Below are 19,932 nucleotides of genomic sequence, written 5' to 3'. Positions count from 1 at the left end.
CTCTCCTGATTTCGCTTCATCTTTACAGGCCACCGCATCAGATGTGCGGACGTCTGTCCTTCCAGGGGGCTGCGGCTTCGAGCTGCCCGCCAAGCCGGAACAGGGTTGCCTCGTCGCCGTAGCGACCCACGAACATGACGCCGATCGGCAGCCCCGTTGCGGACATGGCCAGCGGCACCGACATCGCCGGCTGCCCGGTCAGGTTCTCGATCTGCGTGAAGGGCGAAAAGCCGCCCGCCCGCGCGCCCCACTGCTCGAAGCCGACATTGGGCGACAGGTTGATCCGGCCCAGGGGCAAAGGCGGCGCAGCCACAGTCGGGGACAGGATGACATCGTAATCGGCCATGAACCGGGCCATCGTCAGCGCCGCGGACTGAAGCGTATTGTTGGCGCGCGCGAAGTCCATCCCCGTGGTCTTCTGTCCATAGGCGACGAAACCCAGCGTGATCGGCTCGAGTACCTCCGGGCCAATCGTGATCCCTGTCACCTTCGAACGATCGAGCATGTCGGCTGCCACGTTGGAAGCGATCAGGACGAAGGTCGCTGCACCGATCGCGGCCATGTCCAGCTTGGGCGCGGCTTCCTCGACGCGATGGCCAAGGCTTTCGCACAAGTGCGCTGCCTTGCGCGCCGCCTCGACGCATTCGGGATCGACCGGCGAGCCCGCAGGCGCATCGAGCATGAGGGCGATGCGCAGCTTGCCCGGTGCCTTGCCGACTTGCGACAGGAAACTTTCACAAGGGGTCGGCGCGGCATAGCGGCTGCCCGGCTCCGGCCCCTGCGTCGCATCGAGGATGGCCGCGGAATCGCGCACGCTGCGCGTCACGGCATGATGAACAGAGAGCCCGCCCCATCCTTCCGTACGCGGCGGGCCCATCGGCACACGGCCGCGACTGGGCTTGAGCCCGAAGAGGCCGCAACACGATGCCGGAATGCGGATCGAGCCGCCGCCGTCGGTTGCATGCGCGGCAGGCAGTACCCCCGCCGCCACTGCCGCTGCCGCGCCGCCCGAGGAACCTCCAGCAATATGCGCCGGGTTCCAGGGATTACGCGTATCGCCGGTGATCTTGTTTTCGGTCGTGCCGGTCAGGCCCAGTTCCGGCACGCAGGTCTTGCCGAATATGACGAAGCCTGACTTCTCGATGCGCCGCACCAGTTCGGAGGTTACTTCGGGCCGATAGCCGCGAAAGAAGCGGCTGCCGTTTTCGGTCTTGAGGCCGGCGATGTAGGTGTTGAGGTCCTTGAGCAACCACGGGACACCGCGAAACGGACCTTCGGGAAGGCCGTTCGCGATGGCCGCACGGCCATAGTCGTAATGCTTCTGCGCCATGAAGTTGAAGCGCGGGTTGAGCGCTTCAGCCTTCCCGATCGCCGCATCGAGCAATTCGGCAGGCGAAACCTGACGATCGCGCACCAGTTGCGCCAGTCCCATCGCATCATGCGTATCGAGCGGGCTGCTCGCCTGCTTCGCCGCGGCAAGGCCGGGTGCGGCGGCCATCCCCGCGAAAGCCACCGCACCCGAAACCATCTCACGGCGCGTCACGCCTGACCTCTTTCCTGACATGACCTGCCTTCCTCAATCCTGCGCGTAGAAACGCGAATAGAACTTGCGGAACTGGGGGATCGGACCATCCCCATCGCAGATGATTGGGTTCGGTTCGAATTTCTGGCGGTCCCAGACTACCTTGTCCTGATCAAACTGCTTGCAGATGTCACGGATCAGCCCCTTGGCAAGCCGTCCCATCGGGCCTTCCGCCTGCGCCTTGGGCTGGGTGAAGCAGAACCGCGCATGGACATGGTCCTGATCGACGGGGGTAAGGCAAGCCACCAGCAGTGTCTCGGAGATCCCGGTAAAGCGCGTCCAGCTCTGCCCCGGGCCCATGGTGTCATAGCTGATCAGTCCGTCGACCTCGCCCATCGGCGTGCCCATCTTGGCCTTCACATCCGCTCCGCGGCCCCATTCGCCCCAGCGCAACTCACCGTCCGGAACGTTGGCGGTGCCATGAATGTACTTGAAGTGGGCGAAATCGACGCCGTTTTCGGCCATGTTTTGGATCGAGCCCCAGACGTTCCATTCATGGATCTCATATTCGGTCCAGTCCGGATCTGTAGCCTCCGGCAGCACCGCTACTTCCCACAAGGGATCGATGTCCTGCGGGTGGTACCAGGCCCAGATCCAGCGGTTCACCTCGACCACATGCCAGGTGCGGATGCACTTGCGCTTCACTTGCGGGGGGATCGCGCGGGCATAGGGAATGTCTTTCACCACGCCTTCGCTGCCGTCGTAGCGCCAGGCATGGAACGGACATTCAAGCAGGTTGCCGTTCACCTTGCCGCCATGGCCCATGTGCGCACCAAGGTGCTTGCAATAGGCATCGACGATGCGGACCTCACCGTCCTCGCCGCGCCACATTGCGAGATCCTTTGCGAAATAGCGCAGCGGCTTCACTTCGCCGACCGCCAGATTTGCCGACAGGTCGATCGGATACCAGCCGAAGGGAATACCGGTGTCGAGATTGCGCTCCTCCACCGAGGCGCGACCGGTCACTTCGGCCAGCCGCCAGTCGACCAGGTCCTGCCCGCGCAGTTTTTCAAGAATTTGCCACACGGCGACGGGCGGGGTGCGCGCGTCGGTGGTAAGGGTATCGTCAGTCGCAGTCATGACCGCTCTCCTGGTAATTGCATTCCCCCAACTTGGGGGGCAGCCGGTGGCGGGGGTTGTCTCCGCCTCCGGACGGGGTTCTCGAATGGAGCAGACTTCCCGGCTCCTTTCTGACCTAGAGCCCGAAGACCTTCATGGCGTTCTCGCGCAGGAACTTGGGCCATACCTCGTCCTTGAAGGGGACGTTCTGCATGTCCGAGAAGATCCGCTCGAGGCTGAGCCCCATCGGGAAGTAGCCCGCATAGATGATCTTGTCGGCACCGCGTGTATTCGCGTAATCGATGATCGCCTTCGGATAGTGCTTGGGCGCGAATGCGCTGGTCGAGTAATAGAGGTTCGGCCACTTGAGCATCAGTTTGACGGCCAGCGCTTCCCACGGCTCGGCGCCGTGACGCATCACAACCTTCAGGTCCGGGAAGAACCAGCACACCTCGTCGAGATGTTCGACTTTCTGCGTTTCCATCGGAATGCGCGGACCGGGAATCCCGGCATTGAGCAGGATCGGCAGGCCCAGTTCCTCGGCGCAGGCGTAGATCGGGAACATGTACTTGTGGTTGATCGCCACCTGCGGCAGCGTGCCCGCCGGGAAACAGCTGATTGCGGAAAGGCCGACTTCGGCGTGGATCCGCTTGATCCGACGCACTTCCTCCATCCCGCGATTGGGATCGATCGGCAGATCGAAGAAGAACCGGTCGCCGAACATTTCCTTCGCGCGGTAGGACGTCGCATTGTCGTTCCAGCCGACCAGCGCCTTGTCGATGTTGTACATGTCCATCTGGTCGACGGTCCAGGAGACGAAATCGTCGACAGTGCCGGTCTGCGGAATGTCCTTGAACATGTACTGCGCAGGCATGGCGAATTGCGAAAGGGTCTGCTGATCCTTGATCAGCGGGCGAAACGGCGCAAACCACTCGGAACGGTCCTCCGCCTCCGGAATGCCCAGCATGCAGTCGATGATCTTGATGTCGCGGGGCATGCCCATGCGATATGTCTCCTCTCAGTTCGCCGCAGCGAGTTGCGGCCAAGCCGCGCGCAGCGCGATCTTGTCGATTTTGTGAACATGGTTGCGGGGTAGCGGTCCGCCCGAGAACGCGACCCGGGCCGGAGCCTTGTATCGCGCCAGACGTTCGCCCACCCAGTCGATGACGGCCCTTTCATCGATCCCATCGGCATCGAGGACGGCCACCAGAAGTTCGCCGAGCCGATCATCGGGAATCCCGAAAGTCGCGCATTCCCTGACCTGCGGCAGTTCGCTCAGAACGCGTTCCACTTCGGCGCAGTAGATGTTTTCACCACCGGAAATGACCATGTCCTTCGACCGGTCGACGATGAAGATGAAACCGTCCTCGTCCTGGTAGCCGATATCGCCGGTGTGCAGCCAACCTTCGTCGGTTATGGCCTTCGCGGTTTCTTCCGGCCGGTTCCAGTAGCCATTCATCACCATGGCGCTGCGCACCATGATTTCCCCGCTTTCGTTATTGCCGCACAAGCTGCCGTCAGGCCGCACGATCTGCAGGTCGACCAGCGGCAGGACCCGGCCGGCGGACGCCCGGGCGCGCAGAAAGTCTTCCCCTACCGCCTGAGCGATCGCACCGGAAGTTTCCGTCATCCCATAGCCGACGCCGAGCATGGCCTTGGGGCAGAGGCGGTGCACCTCTTCGAGCAGGTTGAGCGGCAGTGCTTGCCCGCCCGAACCGATGTTGCGCAGCGAGCCGAGATCGGCATTGGCCAGCTGTGCCCGGTTTACGAGGTCCCAGAGCATCGTGGGTACGGTTGAAAGCTGGGTCACCTGCTCCTTCTCGATCAGGTGAACAGCCTCTTCCGCATCCCAACGGCGCATGATCGCGATCTTGCCGCCCGACAGCATCGGCGCGAGAAACCCCGAGCCAAGGCCCGAGATGTGGAACAGCGGAGAGACGAGCAGGATCGCCTGGTTCGGCACCTGCTGCATGATCGTCTCAACCGGCACGCCGTACTGCTTCGCAAGGTTGTGGAGAACCATCGAGCCGGTCAGTTGCGTTCCGAGAAGTCCGGTGATGAGACTGCGGTGCGAAAGGACGGCACCCTTAACTCGCCCGGTCGTGCCTGAGGTGAAAAGGATTGCGCAGGGATCGCGAGGAGCGGCCACACCCGTTTCGACAGGGCGATTGTTTCCCGCTTCCAGCGGCTGCGTCAGGTCCAGAATGGGGCCCTGGTATCCGCCTTCCCGGATTGCGGCCGCACGTTCTGCATCGGCAAGGACAAGCGCCGGCGTGACGTCCTCGATCATCGCAACCAGCTCAGGAGGCGAACCGCGGCTGTTGAGGACCGCGGCGACGCCCCCGGCCTGGATGACCGCCAGAAAGGCAACGATCCATTCGGCCCGGTTGCGCATGCAGATCGCGACCCGATCGCCCCTGGAGATACCAAGCTGCCCGGCGACCCGGTCGCGCCATGCGAAAACGTCGTCATAGCTCAGGCGCCGTTCACCGGCCGGTCCGTCGAAATCGACCACGAGCGTGCGGTCACCGAAACGACGCGCACTTTCGACAAGCTGGGCAAGATCGGTCGGCGCATTCACGAAAGTGCGCACGCCGTCCGTCTCGCCGATCTCGAACGGCGTTCCCGGCGCAGTGACTGCCGCAAATACCGGATCGCCCCGGGTCATGCCGCTATCGCCGCCTAGATTTTGCAAAGGCACTCTCCCGCCGGATACCATTTTTGCCGACGCACCCCGGAGATCGTCCGCCCGGCTAGCCAGTCATGCCGACCGCTTCGGACAATGTGATCCCACGACTCGCGACGATCCTGTTTCTGGTGCCGAGGATATTTCCACCATCGCGTATTTCAAGATAATTATTTTTACGCGAATTGCGATAGCCGTTCAGCGCGGCAAGCAGCAAGCATCATCTCCGCCAGTGCCGAGAATTTTTACTATATAAATCAGTTATATCGGGATTTATGAACTAAACCAGAAACTTCCTCCCGACAGGATGACAGGGCCTCACTGCGCATATGAAGACCGAACAATTCGTATTTTTGGGATTTACATTTTCCGCATTTTGCAGAATTCATGAGGCAAGGCACGGCAAGCAGAAGCGCATGACCACCGCGCAATGCGGAAGAAAGCCTTCAAAAAATGGGAAGATGCGAAACCGATGGAACGGGATCTTGAAGGGCGAGTCGCCATCGTCACCGGTGGCAGCGACGGCATCGGACTGGCAACCGCCACGCTGCTTGCGCGGCGCGGCGCGCACGTAGTGATCTGCGGACGCCGTCCGGAAATGCTCGACAAGGCCTGCACGGCGATTGCAGCGGAAAATGGCGCAGGTCAGGTCGAAGCGATCATCCTCGACGTGTCCGACGATGTGGCCCTCACCGCCATGATCGAAGACACTGCCCGCAAGTATGGCAGGCTCGACATGCTCGTAAACAATGCCATGTCCACGCACTATGCGCCAATCGGCAAGCTTACGCTCGAACAATGGCGCAAGGACTTCGCCGTCAATGCCGATGCGGTATTCGTGAGCACCAAGGCGGCGATGAAGGTCATGAGCGCGGCCGGTCACGGCTCGATCGTCAATATTTCATCGACCTGCGGAATTCGGGCCACGGCCAATATGTCGAGCTATTCGGCATCCAAGGCAGCGCTCATCCAGTTTACCGCCGTTGCCGCCATGGAAGGTGCCCGGCAAGGCGTCCGCGTCAATGCGGTCGTTCCGGGTCAGGTCCAGACCGCCAGCACCCAGGACTTTGCGGATCGCGCGCCCGAACTGGCCGCGAAAACTGCCGAAGCCATTCCGATGGGGCGCGGCGGAAAGCCCGAAGAACTCGCGCAGGCCATCGTCTTCATGCTTTCGGATGCGGCCAGCTACATCACCGGCGTAGCCCTGCCCGTGGACGGCGGCAAGGCCGCCCAGCTCTACATGCCTTCCTGACCGAACGAAAACCAACCTCGCGAAAAGGCCTGGCGCCGACCTCGCGAACGAGAAAAAGCTATCTAGGGAGATCCAATTCGATGCCGACACGTTATGCATATGCCGCCATGCGGCTGCTCGCCGGGGCCAGCACGCTCGCCTTCGCCGGACAGGCCCTCGCTCAGGACGGCGCGGCCCCCAACAAGGAAACGGGCCTCAGCGAAATCGTCGTGACCGCGCAGAAGCGCACCGAGAACCTGCAGGACGTGCCGATCGCGATCAGCGCGATCAGCTCTGAAAAGGTCGAGCAGCTCGGCATCAAGGATTCCCGCGACCTCAGCGGTCTTGCACCCAACGTCACCATCGTTTCCGGCACGACGAGCAACACCGCCGCGGTCTTCTCGATGCGCGGCATTTCGAACGGCGGCAGCGAAAGCTTCGGCATCGACGCAGCCAATGGCCTCTACGTTGACGGCGTCTATATCGCTCGCTCCGGCGCGATGGGTCTCGACGTCATGGACATCGAACGCGTCGAAGTCCTGCGCGGCCCGCAGGGAACGCTGTTCGGACGCAATACCACGGGTGGCGCAGTCCATTTCATCTCGCGCTCACCGTCTTCCACATTCCGCCTCAAGGCCGAGGCCGGTTACGGCAATTTCAATGCCTGGAACGGCAAGATCCTGGTCGATCCCGGTGAGATCGGCGGGATCGCCACGAGCTTTTCGTACAGCCACAGCCAGCGTGACGGCATGGTCGACAATATTCTCCAACCCAACGATTCGAAGGATCCGGGCGGCCGCAAGAGCGACGCTTTCCGGGGTTCGGCGCGGATCGAACTGGGCGGGACCGGCAGCTTCCAGTACATTTTCGACTGGAGCCGCGTCAAAGGCACGCCGCTTCCCTTCCAGCTCACCAACGTGGCTGACGGAACCTATCGCGATCCAATTGTGGTCGATGGCCAGCCGGTCGTCGTGACCCAGCAGGCTCCCGTGGAGCAATACCTTGCCGGCGTAACCTTCACCAATCCCGAATGTGCAGATCTGGCCGTGCCGACCCGCGCCTATCGCAAGACGCTGTGCAACAATATCCTTGCCACCGCCCGCGACAAGAGCTGGGGCCACAACATCCAGGTGCAGAACGACTTCGGCGGCTTCAAGGTCAAGTCGACAACGGGATATCGCTTCTGGCGCAGCTACGCCGTGGCCGACATCGACGGCATGGGCGAGATTACCGGCCCGGCGTTCTCCAATGCTACGTTATTCAACGGCATGCCCGAAAGCCTGCTGCAGTACATTCCCTCAATCCCGGCTGCGGCCCGGCCCTTCATCGCCTCTGCGGCCGTACCCACCACGACACAGGGGCTGTTCGATACGAGCAATAGCCGCCGTCACAAGCAGTTTAGCCAGGAAATCGAGGTTTCGGGCGACACTGACAATCTCGACTGGGTCGTGGGCGGCTTTTACTTCTGGGAGAAGGGCTCGGAAGACGGCTACCAGAACAGCGGCTACGTACTCGACACCAGTTCGGTCTTCCTGGGCAACTTCGGTGCGCTTGGCCCGGCTTTCGTCGCGGCCAATCCCGAACAGTACCGGCTCGTCCAGACGCTTGCCCGCCTCGCCTACACTGCACAGAGCGAGAGCAAGGCACTTTACGGTCAATTCACGTTCTTCCCCGGCGGTCGCGGCAGCGGCATTCGGCTGACCGCAGGCGGCCGCTACACCTGGGACCAGAAGAAGATGCTGCGCCTGCAGAACGGCGCAACTCCTCTGACCGTACCTGAATCCGGCGAGGCCAAGTTCAGCAAGTTCACCTGGAACCTGATGGCGGGCTACGACGTCGCAGAGGGCATCAACCTCTATGCCCGCGCGGCCACCGGCTATCGTTCGGGCGGCTTCAATTCGCAGGACCCGGTCATCACCGGCACGACCGAACTTCCGCACTTCGAGCCGGAGAACGTGACGTCCTACGAAATCGGCGTGAAGAGCGAACTGTTCGGCCGCCGCCTGCGCCTCAACGTCGCTGCATACCACAATATCTACAAGGACCTGGCGGTCAACGTTCCGCGCACCGACGCCCCGATCGGCACGTTCGCGACGCGGATCGGCAACGCGGGCAAGGTCATCTACAACGGCTTCGAAGTCGAAACCCAGGCGATCCTGACCGACAACTTCTCGCTCGAAGGAAGCCTCGGCTACGTCGACATCAAGTACAAGGAATTCCTTGCCGGCCAGTCGACCACGCCTGGCGCTCCGCCGGTGAACATCGCCTCGATCGTCACGCCGGGCTATACCTCACCGCTGACAGCCAACCTCGCCCTCAACGCCCAGTTCCCGCTTAACTGGGGCAATTCGGTCCTGCGCGGGCGCATCGGCTATACGCACGAAGACGGCAAGTACAGCTTCACCAGCGCCACCTCTTCCCCGTTCAACGAGCAGATCAAGGGCGACAACCGCGATCTGATCGATGCACAGATCGGCATCGACAAGATGCCGCTGGGCGGCATGGAGGGAAGCCTCAAGATCTGGGCGAAGAACCTCACCAACGCGAAGGACTTCGTGCGCGGCGTGGACTTCGGCCAACTCGGTTATGCAGGCGGCTTCTACGCCGAACCGCGCACCTACGGCATCACGCTGGGCATTTCTTACTGAACCTGATCGGGGGCCCGCCTCGGGCCATCGAAAGGCCCCGCCTTCCTTCTCGGAAAGGCGGGGCTTCTGCCTGATCAGAGCGCGATCGACAGGTCGACGCCGTAAGTCACCGGATTATCGAACAGCCCAGCGGCCGTCACGCCGGTGGTCGCCACGAAGTTGAGCTGTTGCCTGTTTGTCAGGTTGCGGCCCCACACGGAGACCGTGGCATTCGCCCTACCCAGCGGGACATCCATCACGGAAACCCGCGCATTGAGGGTAAGCAGCGCGTTCTGCGTGTTCATTACATTCAGATATTCGTTGTCATAGTCGATCCCTGCGGCGGCGAACCCCGCATTGCCGAAACGACTGGCGCCGACGACGATCTTCGAGCGAAAGGCCCCCTCGACCCGCATCGAGAGCCGGGCGTCCCCATCCAGCGGCACGACATATTCCGCCGACACGTTGGTCAGAACCTTCGGACGCATCGATACCGGGTAGTCTTCCACCCGCGTTACCCCGCCGCTGGCCAGGACCAGTGGATCGATCTGGAGATACTTGAAATCGGTATAGCTGCCCCCGGCGACCAGCGTCAGGTTATCGATGGGTGCAGCTGTGATCTCAAATTCGAGACCATAGGCTCGCGCCTTGCCGAAGTTCGTGGTGAACTGCGAAGAGACGATCGGCTCGCAAAGCCCGCCGGGCGAGGTGATGCAACCCGAAGAGGCAAATATCGGGGTCTGCAGATTGGTATAGCGCACGTGGAAAAGCGCCAGGTTCGTCCGCAGGCGTCGGTCGAACCATTCGGCCTTGACCCCGCCTTCCCAGGAATAGGCGCGCTCTTCCTGGTAGGGGATTGCCGAACCCTGGAAGACGTTGCCGGTGGTGCTGTCCACCGCCAGGGGCCCAGCCGAATTGCCCCCCGCAATGAAGCTGGTGACGTACTTTGCATAAAGCAGCAGGTCTGGGCTCGGCTTGTACGTCACGTTTGCCAGGTAGCTGAAATTGCCCTTCGAATAGCTGTACGTCTCTCCGGGTTCCCCAGCGGAGGTATCGAAGAAGGTCTTGTCGTCCTGCGTGTAGCGAACGCCGCCCGTCACATCGACGGCATCGTTCAGGTGATAGGTAACCTGACCATAACCGGCGACCTGGCGCACCTTGTAGTAGAAACTGCGGTCGAAACTACCGATCGGGGCGCCGGGATGGCTGTTCCCCGGAAATACCTGGAAGGTATCGACTACAGGAAGGCCGAAGGGATTGGTGCCGGGCGGCGTCCGTCGATTGTAGTAGAACAGTCCGGCCGTGGCGGTAAGCGGATCGGTATCGAGATTGAACTGCAATTCGTTGCTGAACTGGCGCAGCTGGTTGCAGCACCGCACCGAGAGCAGGGCCATGGGAGCAAACGCGATCGGCGTGCCGTCGCCTGCGAAGGCAATCGGAACCTGAACCGTTCCCGCACCATCGAGGTTCGAGGTGAAGGCATTGCGCTCCAGCGAACGCCAGCTCGTGGTGTTCTTGATCGAAAAGTTGTCGTTCGCGCGATAACTGGCAACGACGAGGTGGCTATTCGTCTTCGTAACGTTGCGCGTCGTCGTGTCGTTATAGGCGATGCGGCCACGCTCGGTCTGTACGTAGTCGTCGATCGCGGGACCGGCAAAGAAGATCTGCGAGGCGACGAGCTGATAGGCGGCGATTCCCCCGGGCGTATCGGGAAAGCCCAACAGGTAGACAGGAGCAGGCGAGGACTTCTGACGCGACCAGTCGAACTTGTAGTCGATGGTCAGGTCGTCCAGAGGCTCCCACCGCAAGGCGGCATGAACGGCGTCCGTCAGGCTTTCATCGAGATGCTTGGCCGAAGTCAGCGCTCCGACCTTGCCCGAAGTCTCGTTGCTGTAGTCGAGTGTGATCCGATCGAAATTGCGTACATTGCTGCCTCGCTCGTTGTGCAGGTAGCTGACCGAGGCGCTGAGGCCGTTCCATTCGGGCAGGTCGACCCGGGTCTTGCTGCGCCACGACCCAAAGCGCGCATAGCTGGCATCCTGCCGGATTGCGAACTGGCCCTTCGGCCCCGAAGTGATGTAGTTTACCGCGCCTCCCGTCGAGTTCGTGCCGAAGAGAGTTCCGGCCGGACCGCGAATGACTTCGATCCGTTCGATATCGGCAACATCGAAGATGATCCCGCTCAGCGCCCCGAGATAGACCCCGTCGATATAGTAGGAAATGCCGTTGTCGATGGTCGGATTGGAAGCCGCACCTGACACCTGTCCGCGCATCGTCGTTGTGGGAATGCCATTGCCGCCGGCCTGCGTAACGACATAGAGATTTGGCGCGACAGAACGCAGGTCTGCGATATTCTCGATCCGGGAATTGCGGATCTGGTCGGCGGTGATCGCCGTGACCGCCACGGGTACGTTTTGGAGATTTTCAGAGCGCTTCTGTGCGGTTACGATAATCTCCCGGATACCCCTGACAGGAATGTCGCCGACCTGCTCCGTGCCTTCTGCCCCGGGAATAGCCTGCGCCTCGGCTGGCGCGGCAAGGCCTGCAGCCGCAACAGCGATTGCGGAACAGCCCACGAAATACGCGAAGTCAAAACCCTTCATGCATGCACCTCCCAAGTTTGATGATTTTGTATCGGATGATCGAAGATCGACCCTCTCCCCTTCGGATCGTCTTTGGATCCGGTTCGAACACACGGCCCCGCGCCCCCCGTTGCGACCCAGCGCGACGGGAACGACCGGGCCGCTACGAGGCGTGCCCGTGATGGCGCATGCCTCGGCGCCGGAACCGCGAGCGATTGGCGTATCGCTCGCGGCTGCTCCGTATCGTGAAGATCAAGCGTAAGCGACGCTGCTGCAACGCCGCGCTGCGCATCTCGCTATTCGGCCGCTTCCGTGACAGGGACGCCGTAGTTGGGGTCATCCTCGTTGCACAGACGGTTCGTTTCCAGCCAGAGCCCTTCCTCGGCCGGAGCGATCCCGAATTCCTCGCGGATCGCGGAAATCGGCCAATCCGTGTAGGCGCGCCAATCGACCAGCATCAGCGGGAACTTCCAGTTCCGGCCCTGCTGCGCACCGCGGAATTCCGCCTCGAGATGGACGACCATCGCCTCGGGATAGTGCAAGCCGTCCTTCATCACCGTCTTGGCTTTCAGGTAGAAGGCGATGCGGGAGAAAAAGGCCGCAAGCTCGGGATGAAAATAGCGCGCCTTGGCATGCATGTTAGCACTCAACAACGCCAGTTCACCCCCGTGGTTGGGGCCAAAGCCGGTCACCATGTGTTCGATATCGTGGGTCAGCGCCGTCTGGCGCAGGTAGTAGGTGAAGTCGTTCACCACCTGGACCTCCTGGAAGAACAGGTCGAGCTGATAGCCCGAATTCACCATGAATTCGCGGATCGCCTCTCCCAAGGTCCCCGAGGCACACCCTTCGAGCTCGGCGATGGTAAAATTTGCCAGGCTGCGGCCCTCGAGCCACTTGCGAAATTCGGGAAGTCGCGCTTTCTCCATTTCGAAAAGTTCCATGATCCGGGGCATGTCCTCAAGATCGTGAAAGATCTGCGCCACCTCCGGAATATAGGCGGTATTGGGCAGATCCGCGCCGTTGCGGCGCAGCATTTCCTGCGCGATCAACTCGCGCAGTCCCCCATGGTTGAGGTAGCGGCTCGAACTGACGAGCACGGAGCTTTCCGTAGCGACCTGTCGGATCGCGCCGTTGAAATAGGCGCGATCCGCGTCACCGATCTTGGCTTCGGTCATTGTTGAATTCCTCTCCAGGATAAGTAGGCGCGCCTCTCTTGAGGAAGCGCTGCCCACCGGTTTGAAATTGACTTTATGGAATCACACAATCACTCGGCGGCTACGGCCAGACCATCGCTGGGAGCGATCGCCGGAGAGAGGAACTCGCCAGGCTTGGCCCCGGTGTAGGCGCCGTTCTCGAAAGTCGGAACGCCGTTCACGAGGGTCAGGCGCGTCGGCATCGGCTTGCGGGTGAAGCGCCAGGTCGTACCGCCGCGACCGTCGGGCACGTCATTGGCCTTCTCCATTTCCTGTCGCGCGATCTCATCAAGATTGAAGACCGCGACGTCCGCTCGCTTGCCGGGCGCAATGACGCCGCGATCGGCAAGATTGAAATGGCCCGCAAGTTTGCCGGTCATGACATGCACGGCCTCCTCGATCGAAAGACTTCCTTCATCGCGCACGTACTGGGTCAGCAGCAGCGCATTTTCGCCGCCCCCGCACAGCATCTGCAGGTGCGCACCGGCGTCCGAAATGTTGCCCACTGTCTTGGGATCGCGCATCAGCTCGATCGTCAGGGCCTCGTCCTTGGGGAATGGCGCCATATGCACGGTCGAACGGGTGCCGTTCTCGAGAATCCAGTCCGCCATGGCATCCGAGCGGTGCAGCCCAAGCGATTCCGCATATTCCTTCAAGGTCATGTTGAGCGGCCCTGCACCGTTCTCGCTATCGATGAGATGCAGTTCCTGGGGGTTCTTGAGCGGCGAGTGATCCCAGGCCTTCGTGTCCCAGCTTTCCCGCGCGCGGGCGCGCCATTCGGGATCGGCCAACAGCCGGGCCTTCTCGGCGTGGTCATCCGCCAGCACGACCTCATGCCAGACGAAATCATTCGATTGGGCGAAGATCAGGGACTTGGTGATCGAAAGGACATTGGTCGGCGAAACATGGGCAAAGCCCGGCCATACGTCGACGTCCGCCTCGCGCATCTTGCGCAGGGATTCCTGCATGGCCGGCAGGATGCCCTTCTGGAACTCCAGCGTCGGCACGGCCCCGGCGATCTGCACCCGGATCTTGCGACCTCCCAGCAGACCGGCAAGCCTTTCTAGGTCAGCCGGCCCGGTCATGCGCATGAAAGTATCGACGATCACCTGGTAACAGGAGTTCGGGTATCTCTCCATGACATCGAATAACGCCGCGAACTCCGCATCATTGGCCTTGAGCGTGGGGACTGGACGGTCCTGCCCGTCATGGTCATGCAGGTTGTCCGACATCCCAAGCGCCCCTGCCGCCAGCGCATCGTCGAGCAGTTCGCACATGCGCGCGATCTCTTCGGGTGTGGCCTCGCGATCCCATGCCTCCACACCCATCGCGGCAAGGCGAATGGCGATATGACCGACATAGGCCGCGTAATTGAGCGGGACCTTCACGTTGCGTTCGACCGATGCGCGATACTCCGACCAGGTGTTCCAGTCCCACGGCAGCTTCTGCAGGAATGGCCCTTCGGGAATGTCCTCGAAGAAGGAGAAGATGCCGATCATTTGCTTCTGTGCCGGCATGTAACGATGGAGCGGTGCGGTTGAAAATCCGCAATTGCCAAGGATCATGGTGGTCGCGCCATAGCCCGGCAGGGGATCGAGATCGGGCTGCCACCACATGGTGCCGTCGTAATGGGTATGGCTTTCGATGAAACCGGGCGTCACGTAGCACCCCGAAGCATCGACGACGCGCTCGCCCCGCGCTTCGAGGTTCGGTCCGACTTCGGCAATCCTGCCATCGCACACGCGGACATCCGCTGCGAAGGCCGGTGCGCCCGTGCCGTCTACCACGGTACCATTCCTGATCAGCATGTCTTCCATTGACGCTCTCTCCCGAATGTTTCTTTTCCCGACGATTCGTGTATTCGGCCTGTGTTCGAGCCGAGTGGATCTGTCGCGAATACGATCATAGGTGAGCCGCTGATTCTCGCGAAGAAACGCCTTGCCAGCCGGATCGATTTCTGCGCCTATTCGTATCGTTATGCGATACGATTCAGTAACGGAAGCCATGCTCGGCGTGTTGCGCAGACACTTGCGCCACGATGGCTGGACAGCCCCCCGCCTTGCCGAGGCCCTAGGCATCGGAGAAGCAACCGCCAAGCGCTGGCTGGTGGGCAAGGGATTGACACTCAAGCGCCTGGAAACGCTTGCGGAACTTTGCGGAATGTCGATCTCCGAGCTGGCCCGCGAAGCCGAACAGGCGCGCTCTGGAATGAAGCGTGAACTCACCCTCGCTCAGGAACGCGCCCTTTCCGCGGATGTATTTCTGTCATTCCTTTTCATGACGATCCTGGCCGGAGCCAGTCCACAGGAGCTGGCAGAAGATTTCGAACTGTCCCCATCGCTGCTGGATCCGGCTCTCGCCAAGCTCGAACGGCTTGCCCTGATCGACCGGTTGCGCGGTAATCGCGTGCGCCCGCTGGTCGACCGCAACCTGATCTTCCGCAAGCTGCCGATGCGCGAACTCTTCGAGAAATATCTCAAGGTCCAGTTCATGACGATGGACTTCGGTGCGCCGGATTCGACCTACACTTCCGAACTGCTCAAGCTCTCCGACGCGGGCGCCGGGCAGTTGGCCGAAATGTTCGAGCGCCTGCGCCGCGAGGCCCAGGCGCTCGGGGACCGCGACCGCGAAAACAGCCTGCGCCCGCGCCGCTGGTTCACGATGATGTGCGCCATGCGCCCCTTCGACACCTCCGGGGTCATCGATTCAGCCACCGAATTCGCCGAAGGTTAGGCGCGGCTTCGTTCAAAGGGTGCGCGCGCCGCGGTCAATCGTTCGCGCCGGTCATGTCACGCGCAGCGATATAGCCGAAAGTCAGCGCCGGACCGAGAGTCACGCCCGCCCCGGGGTAACTTTCGCCCATGGCCGAGGCCGCGTTGTTGCCCACCGCGTAAAGTCCCGGAATGGCGGTGCCTTCCTGGTCGACGACTTGCCCCTTGGCATTGGTCTGCAGACCGCCGTTCGTACCGATATCGCCGGGATAGATCGGCAGCGCGTAGAACGGCGCCTCACTCAGCGGACGAAGGCAGGGATTGGGCTGATTGCGCGGATCGCCGTACATCCTGTCGTAGGCCGGTTCGCCACGATGGAACGCACTGTCCACGCCCTTTGCCGCGTCTGCGTTGAAACGGGCGACCGTCGCCGAAAGCTTGCCCGGATCGACACCCATCTTGCCAGCAAGCGCCTCTATCGTCGATGCTTTCTTCAGGATAGACCTGACGGCGCCCTTGTGCATCCAGTCCGGCATGAGAGGCAGTACCGGCCCCATCGGATAAAGATGGCGATAGCGGTAATCGAAGATCATCCAACTCGGCGAAGCATCGCCGTGATCGCGCTGGCGCGCTGCCATCTGCTGGCCAACGATGTGATAGGATGCCGCTTCGTTGAGATAGCGTTCGCCCGACCGGTTGACCATGATGCAGCCGGGCAATGCGCGCTCGATCGTGCAGAGGCGGCCACGGTCTTCACCGGGGACGTAGAACACCGGGGCAGCCCAGGCCGACTGCAGGTTCATCGTGCCCGCGCCGATCTCGGCACCTGCCCGGATCGCATCGCCCGTATTGCTGGTAACGCCACCCGAATACCGCGCAGCGGGATAGAGCGGTGCGTTCGCGTCACGCATGTCCTGGTTCTTGTCGAAGCCGCCCGCGGCAAGGACCACGCCTTTGCGCGCGCGAATACGATAGGGCTTGCCGTTCCTTTCGACCACCACGCCCACGACCACGCCATCCCGCCGCACGACTTCCCGCATCGGCGTTTCGAGCCAGACCGGCACGCCCTTGTCATTGAGCGCCGCGCGCAGCGCACCGGTCAGGGCATTGCCGAGAGTAAGGCGGCGATCCTTGCGGCTCGTGAACCGGAATGGCCAGTCGAACCAGTATCGGGCCATACTTTTGGCGAGGCCGCTGGCCCATCCCTTTGTCCGATACAGGAGCAGGTAGGTCTCGGCGAACGACCATTGCAGGTAGCCGAACAGGCTTGCCGCCGGCGAAGGGAAGCGCTGGGTCTTCACATCCCTGCCCAGCTTTCTCCCGTCGAATTCAAGCGGGAGGTGCGTGCGGAAGCCCTGCGCCGAACCACCGGGATTTTCAGCGTGATAATCGGGATAAGGCTGGGCGACGTACTCGACCTCGGTATTCGCGGTCAGCCAGCGCAACATTGCCGCAGCATTGTCGACATAAGCTCGGATATTGGCATCGGGCACGTTGTCCGCCGAAAGGCCGCGCACATAAGTAAAGGCATCGTCAAGGTTGTCCTCGAAACCCGCCGCCTTGGCCTGATCGCTTCCCGGAATCCAGATACCGCCGCCCGAGGTCGCGGAAGTACCGCCCCATTGGGCCGCCTTCTCGATAACCAAAGCTTCGGCGCGGTTACTGGCGGCGACCAGCGCGCTCATCATTCCACCCGCACCGGAACCGACCACAAGGACGTCGACTTCCTTGTCCCACGACAGGTGGGGCGCGGCCATGTCCTGGGAATCCTGTTGGCTGACAGTCGCGTGCATCATTCGTCCCTGAGAAGCTGGAACTGCGGGGTCTGACGCGCGGTGATCTGCGCATTGCGGGCAGCAAATCCGTCGTCGAAAGTCATCGGCTGCGGAATTATCCAGTACTCCCCACGCGCCACCGCGTCGAGCACAAGCGGAGCGAATTCATCGCCGGTCAGTCCGTTTTCTTCCAACATTCCGGTCATCGTCGAGTGAAAGCCCCTGGCGCTTTCGGGCGGCGTCTCGCGGAATATGCCCGATTTCACTGGCCCCGGTGCCAACAGCGACACAGCGATCGGCGCATCCATCGCCTGCAATTCGCCGTGCAGGCTTTCCGTCAGGGCGACGACCGCGAACTTGGTGGCAGAATAGGGAGACATCATAGGCGAAGGCAGGAAGCCGCCTACAGAGGCGGTATTGACGATGCGCGAGGGCGTACCGGCCGCCAGCATGCGGGGCACGAAAGTGCGCAGGCAATTGAGCACACCTTCCACGTTGACTGCCCAGGCTTTCTCCCATGACGCCTTGGGGATTTCCCAGGTCGTGCCGGTCACCAGTACGCCTGCGTTGTTGAAAAGCAGGTCGACACTGCCGAACCTGTCCCAAGCGGCATCGGCCAGGGATTCCACTGCAGCAGGATCGGTAACGTCGGTCGCTACCGCCAGCGCGCGTTCGCCAAGGGGCGCGGCAACCTGATCGAGCATGGCAGCGTCGCGATCTGCCAGGACCACTTTCATCCCACGGCGCACGGCTTCGCGCGCCAGGCCAGCACCGATTCCGCCGGCGGCCCCGGTAACGACTGCAACGCTCATGCCGCGCTCCAACCTGACAGGCGCATTGAATTTTCCATGATTGCTTTGCTCTCCCGCATTTGTTCGACGCATATAAAGGCAATGGTTGCCACATGATCGATTTGATGCGTAACATACATCGAAATTTTCTACGAACAAGGCCAATGGTGATTCTGCCATCGGGAGAGGACATGACAGACTTGAACGGCAAAGTTGCGCTGATCACCGGTGCGGGTCAGGGCGTAGGCCAGGGCATTGCATTGGCCATGGCATCGGCGGGCGCCGATATCGTAGCCACCGGTCGCACTCTCGCCAAGGTGGAAGCGACCGCAAGACTTGTCGCACAACGCGGTGGCCGGGCGATCCCGCTTGTCTGCGACGTCAAGAACGCCGATGACCTGAAAGCAGTGGTCGATGCAGCGACACAGGCGTTCGGCGGTATCGACGTGCTCGTCAACAATGCCCAGGAAGTCCCCCTCGGCCTGCTCGAGGACGTGACCGACGAGGCGTTCCTGAACGGCTTCCTGTCCGGTCCGCTGGCGAGCCTGAGACTGATGAAGCTGGTCAAGCCGATCATGGCCACACGCGGCGGAGGCACGATCTTCAACTTTGCATCGTCTGCAGGCATCCGTTGGGACATGGCCTTCTACGGGGCCTACGGAGCGGTAAAGCAGGCGACGCGCGCACTCACGCGGGCGGCGGCATCGGAATGGGGCCGTGCCGGAATTCGCGTTCTCACGATTGCGCCCCATGCGGAATCGCCCGGCCTCAAGGGTTGGATCGAGAACAATCCCACAGAAGCAGAAGCGTTCTTCAAGACGATCCCCCTCGGCAGGATCGGCAGGCTGGAAGAGGACATCGGCCGCGCCATCGTCGCCCTGTGCGGACCGGACATGGGCTACCTTACCGGGGCAACGGTGCCGCTCGATGGCGGACAGGCGAATTTCGACTGAGGAGAGGGGCAATGGAAAAGGTCATTGGCGCTCTCTGGTCGCCGGAAGAGGAGAGCCGCGCAAGCTTCGGGGACAGGCTGCTCGCCACCCTCCCCGCAGCGCTTGAGGCTGCAGGCGCACGCAAGATCCGTCTGAACATCCGCGACGAGACAATCGCCACGGCCGATCCGCTGGTACAGCGCTGGCAGCGGCCACAGCAGGATGCCGTCGTCCAGTTCTGGATGCCTTCGTCCAATGCACGGTTCCGGCAAGCCGTGGACGCCGCGCTCAATGCGCATTGTGCCCGCTTCGCACTGTGGCTGGTCTGTGAGTCGGAGATCATCGCGAACACCGATCATATTTCGCAGCCGGGCGAACGGACCTGTGGATGGAGCCAGGCCAGCTTCATCTCCTTCCTTCCCGACATGGGCCGCAGCGCCGCGATTGCGCACTGGCACAGCCATCACACCCGCGTCGCGATCGAGACCCAGGCAAACTTCGAATACATTCAGAACCTGATCGTTCGCCCGTTGACCGAGGACGCGCCAGCCTATGACGCCTTTGTCGAAGAGTGCTTCCCGCGCGAGGCGATGAATGATCCCCGCGTCTTCTTCGATGCGGGGGATGATGAAGCGAAGTTCAAGCGCAATGCGCAGGCGATGACAGCAAGCTGCGAAGCCTTCATCGACTTCACCCGGATCGACGTCATCCCCACCAGCCAGTTCGATTTCGGCGAACGGGATTGAGAACCAGCGGAGGCGTT

15 protein-coding genes are annotated in these 19,932 nt (G+C 61.8%); 5 read left to right on the top strand and 10 right to left on the bottom strand.

What is annotated here, in order from left to right; translation table 11 throughout:
* Positions 1–37: 37 nt before the first annotated feature.
* The 5 genes from B5483_RS12705 to B5483_RS23200 all read right to left on the bottom strand — a co-directional run bounded on the left by B5483_RS12705 (position 38) and on the right by B5483_RS23200 (position 5,544).
* A complete protein-coding gene (locus tag B5483_RS12705; protein WP_079730600.1) occupies positions 38–1,564 on the bottom strand; it encodes an amidase in 1,527 nt (508 codons plus the stop codon).
* Positions 1,565–1,576: 12 nt separating this feature from the next.
* Positions 1,577–2,662: a Rieske 2Fe-2S domain-containing protein gene (locus B5483_RS12700; protein ID WP_079730599.1), complete on the bottom strand. Its 1,086-nt coding sequence runs from the start codon at positions 2,660–2,662 to the stop codon at positions 1,577–1,579.
* Positions 2,663–2,777: 115 nt separating this feature from the next.
* Positions 2,778–3,644, bottom strand: coding sequence for an amidohydrolase family protein (locus B5483_RS12695; protein WP_079730598.1), 867 nt, complete (start codon positions 3,642–3,644; stop codon positions 2,778–2,780).
* Between the two features lie 15 nt (positions 3,645–3,659).
* A complete protein-coding gene (locus B5483_RS12690) occupies positions 3,660–5,309 on the bottom strand; it encodes a class I adenylate-forming enzyme family protein (protein WP_079730597.1) in 1,650 nt (549 codons plus the stop codon).
* A gap of 85 nt (positions 5,310–5,394) precedes the next feature.
* The gene (locus B5483_RS23200; protein WP_176168034.1) at positions 5,395–5,544 is read right to left on the bottom strand and encodes a hypothetical protein; all 150 of its coding nucleotides are present in this window, start codon (positions 5,542–5,544) and stop codon (positions 5,395–5,397) included.
* Positions 5,545–5,799: 255 nt separating this feature from the next.
* Here B5483_RS23200 and B5483_RS12685 point away from each other — a divergent pair, with 255 nt between their 5' ends.
* Together B5483_RS12685 and B5483_RS12680 are read left to right on the top strand one after the other, a co-directional pair.
* A complete protein-coding gene (locus B5483_RS12685) occupies positions 5,800–6,579 on the top strand; it encodes an SDR family NAD(P)-dependent oxidoreductase (protein ID WP_054944572.1) in 780 nt (259 codons plus the stop codon).
* 80 nt (positions 6,580–6,659) lie between these two features.
* Entirely contained in the window at positions 6,660–9,206 is a 2,547-nt protein-coding gene (locus tag B5483_RS12680; protein ID WP_054944520.1) for a TonB-dependent receptor, read from the top strand.
* 74 nt (positions 9,207–9,280) lie between these two features.
* Here the strand turns inward: B5483_RS12680 and B5483_RS12675 are convergent, their stop codons facing one another.
* From B5483_RS12675 to B5483_RS12665, 3 genes are all read right to left on the bottom strand, one after another.
* The gene (locus B5483_RS12675) at positions 9,281–11,788 is read right to left on the bottom strand and encodes a TonB-dependent receptor (protein ID WP_079730596.1); all 2,508 of its coding nucleotides are present in this window, start codon (positions 11,786–11,788) and stop codon (positions 9,281–9,283) included.
* 275 nt (positions 11,789–12,063) lie between these two features.
* Positions 12,064–12,942: a Coq4 family protein gene (locus tag B5483_RS12670; RefSeq protein ID WP_079730595.1), complete on the bottom strand. Its 879-nt coding sequence runs from the start codon at positions 12,940–12,942 to the stop codon at positions 12,064–12,066.
* 89 nt (positions 12,943–13,031) lie between these two features.
* On the bottom strand, positions 13,032–14,777 hold the full coding sequence (locus B5483_RS12665; RefSeq protein ID WP_079730594.1) for an N-acyl-D-amino-acid deacylase family protein: 1,746 nt from the start codon (positions 14,775–14,777) through the stop codon (positions 13,032–13,034).
* 160 nt (positions 14,778–14,937) lie between these two features.
* Here B5483_RS12665 and B5483_RS12660 point away from each other — a divergent pair, with 160 nt between their 5' ends.
* Positions 14,938–15,693: a helix-turn-helix domain-containing protein gene (locus tag B5483_RS12660; protein WP_231634430.1), complete on the top strand. Its 756-nt coding sequence runs from the start codon at positions 14,938–14,940 to the stop codon at positions 15,691–15,693.
* Positions 15,694–15,727: 34 nt separating this feature from the next.
* Here B5483_RS12660 and B5483_RS12655 read toward each other — a convergent pair whose 3' ends face one another.
* Both B5483_RS12655 and B5483_RS12650 read right to left on the bottom strand, forming a co-directional pair.
* A complete protein-coding gene (locus tag B5483_RS12655; RefSeq protein WP_176168033.1) occupies positions 15,728–17,428 on the bottom strand; it encodes an FAD-binding protein in 1,701 nt (566 codons plus the stop codon).
* Positions 17,429–17,463: 35 nt separating this feature from the next.
* On the bottom strand, positions 17,464–18,258 hold the full coding sequence (locus B5483_RS12650; protein WP_079730593.1) for an SDR family NAD(P)-dependent oxidoreductase: 795 nt from the start codon (positions 18,256–18,258) through the stop codon (positions 17,464–17,466).
* A gap of 170 nt (positions 18,259–18,428) precedes the next feature.
* On the opposite strand from B5483_RS12650, the gene B5483_RS12645 reads away from it, so the two are divergent.
* Together B5483_RS12645 and B5483_RS12640 are read left to right on the top strand one after the other, a co-directional pair.
* The gene (locus tag B5483_RS12645; protein WP_079730718.1) at positions 18,429–19,190 is read left to right on the top strand and encodes an SDR family NAD(P)-dependent oxidoreductase; all 762 of its coding nucleotides are present in this window, start codon (positions 18,429–18,431) and stop codon (positions 19,188–19,190) included.
* Between the two features lie 11 nt (positions 19,191–19,201).
* Positions 19,202–19,915 (top strand): EthD domain-containing protein, encoded by a 714-nt coding sequence (locus tag B5483_RS12640; protein WP_079730592.1) that lies wholly within the window; start codon positions 19,202–19,204, stop codon positions 19,913–19,915.
* Positions 19,916–19,932: the final 17 nt, after the last annotated feature.

Source organism: Novosphingobium mathurense (assembly GCF_900168325.1).
GTDB lineage: Bacteria > Pseudomonadota > Alphaproteobacteria > Sphingomonadales > Sphingomonadaceae > Novosphingobium > Novosphingobium mathurense.
The sequence above is the reverse complement of the archived record's forward strand: the minus strand, read 5'-3'. Positions and strand labels throughout refer to the sequence as shown.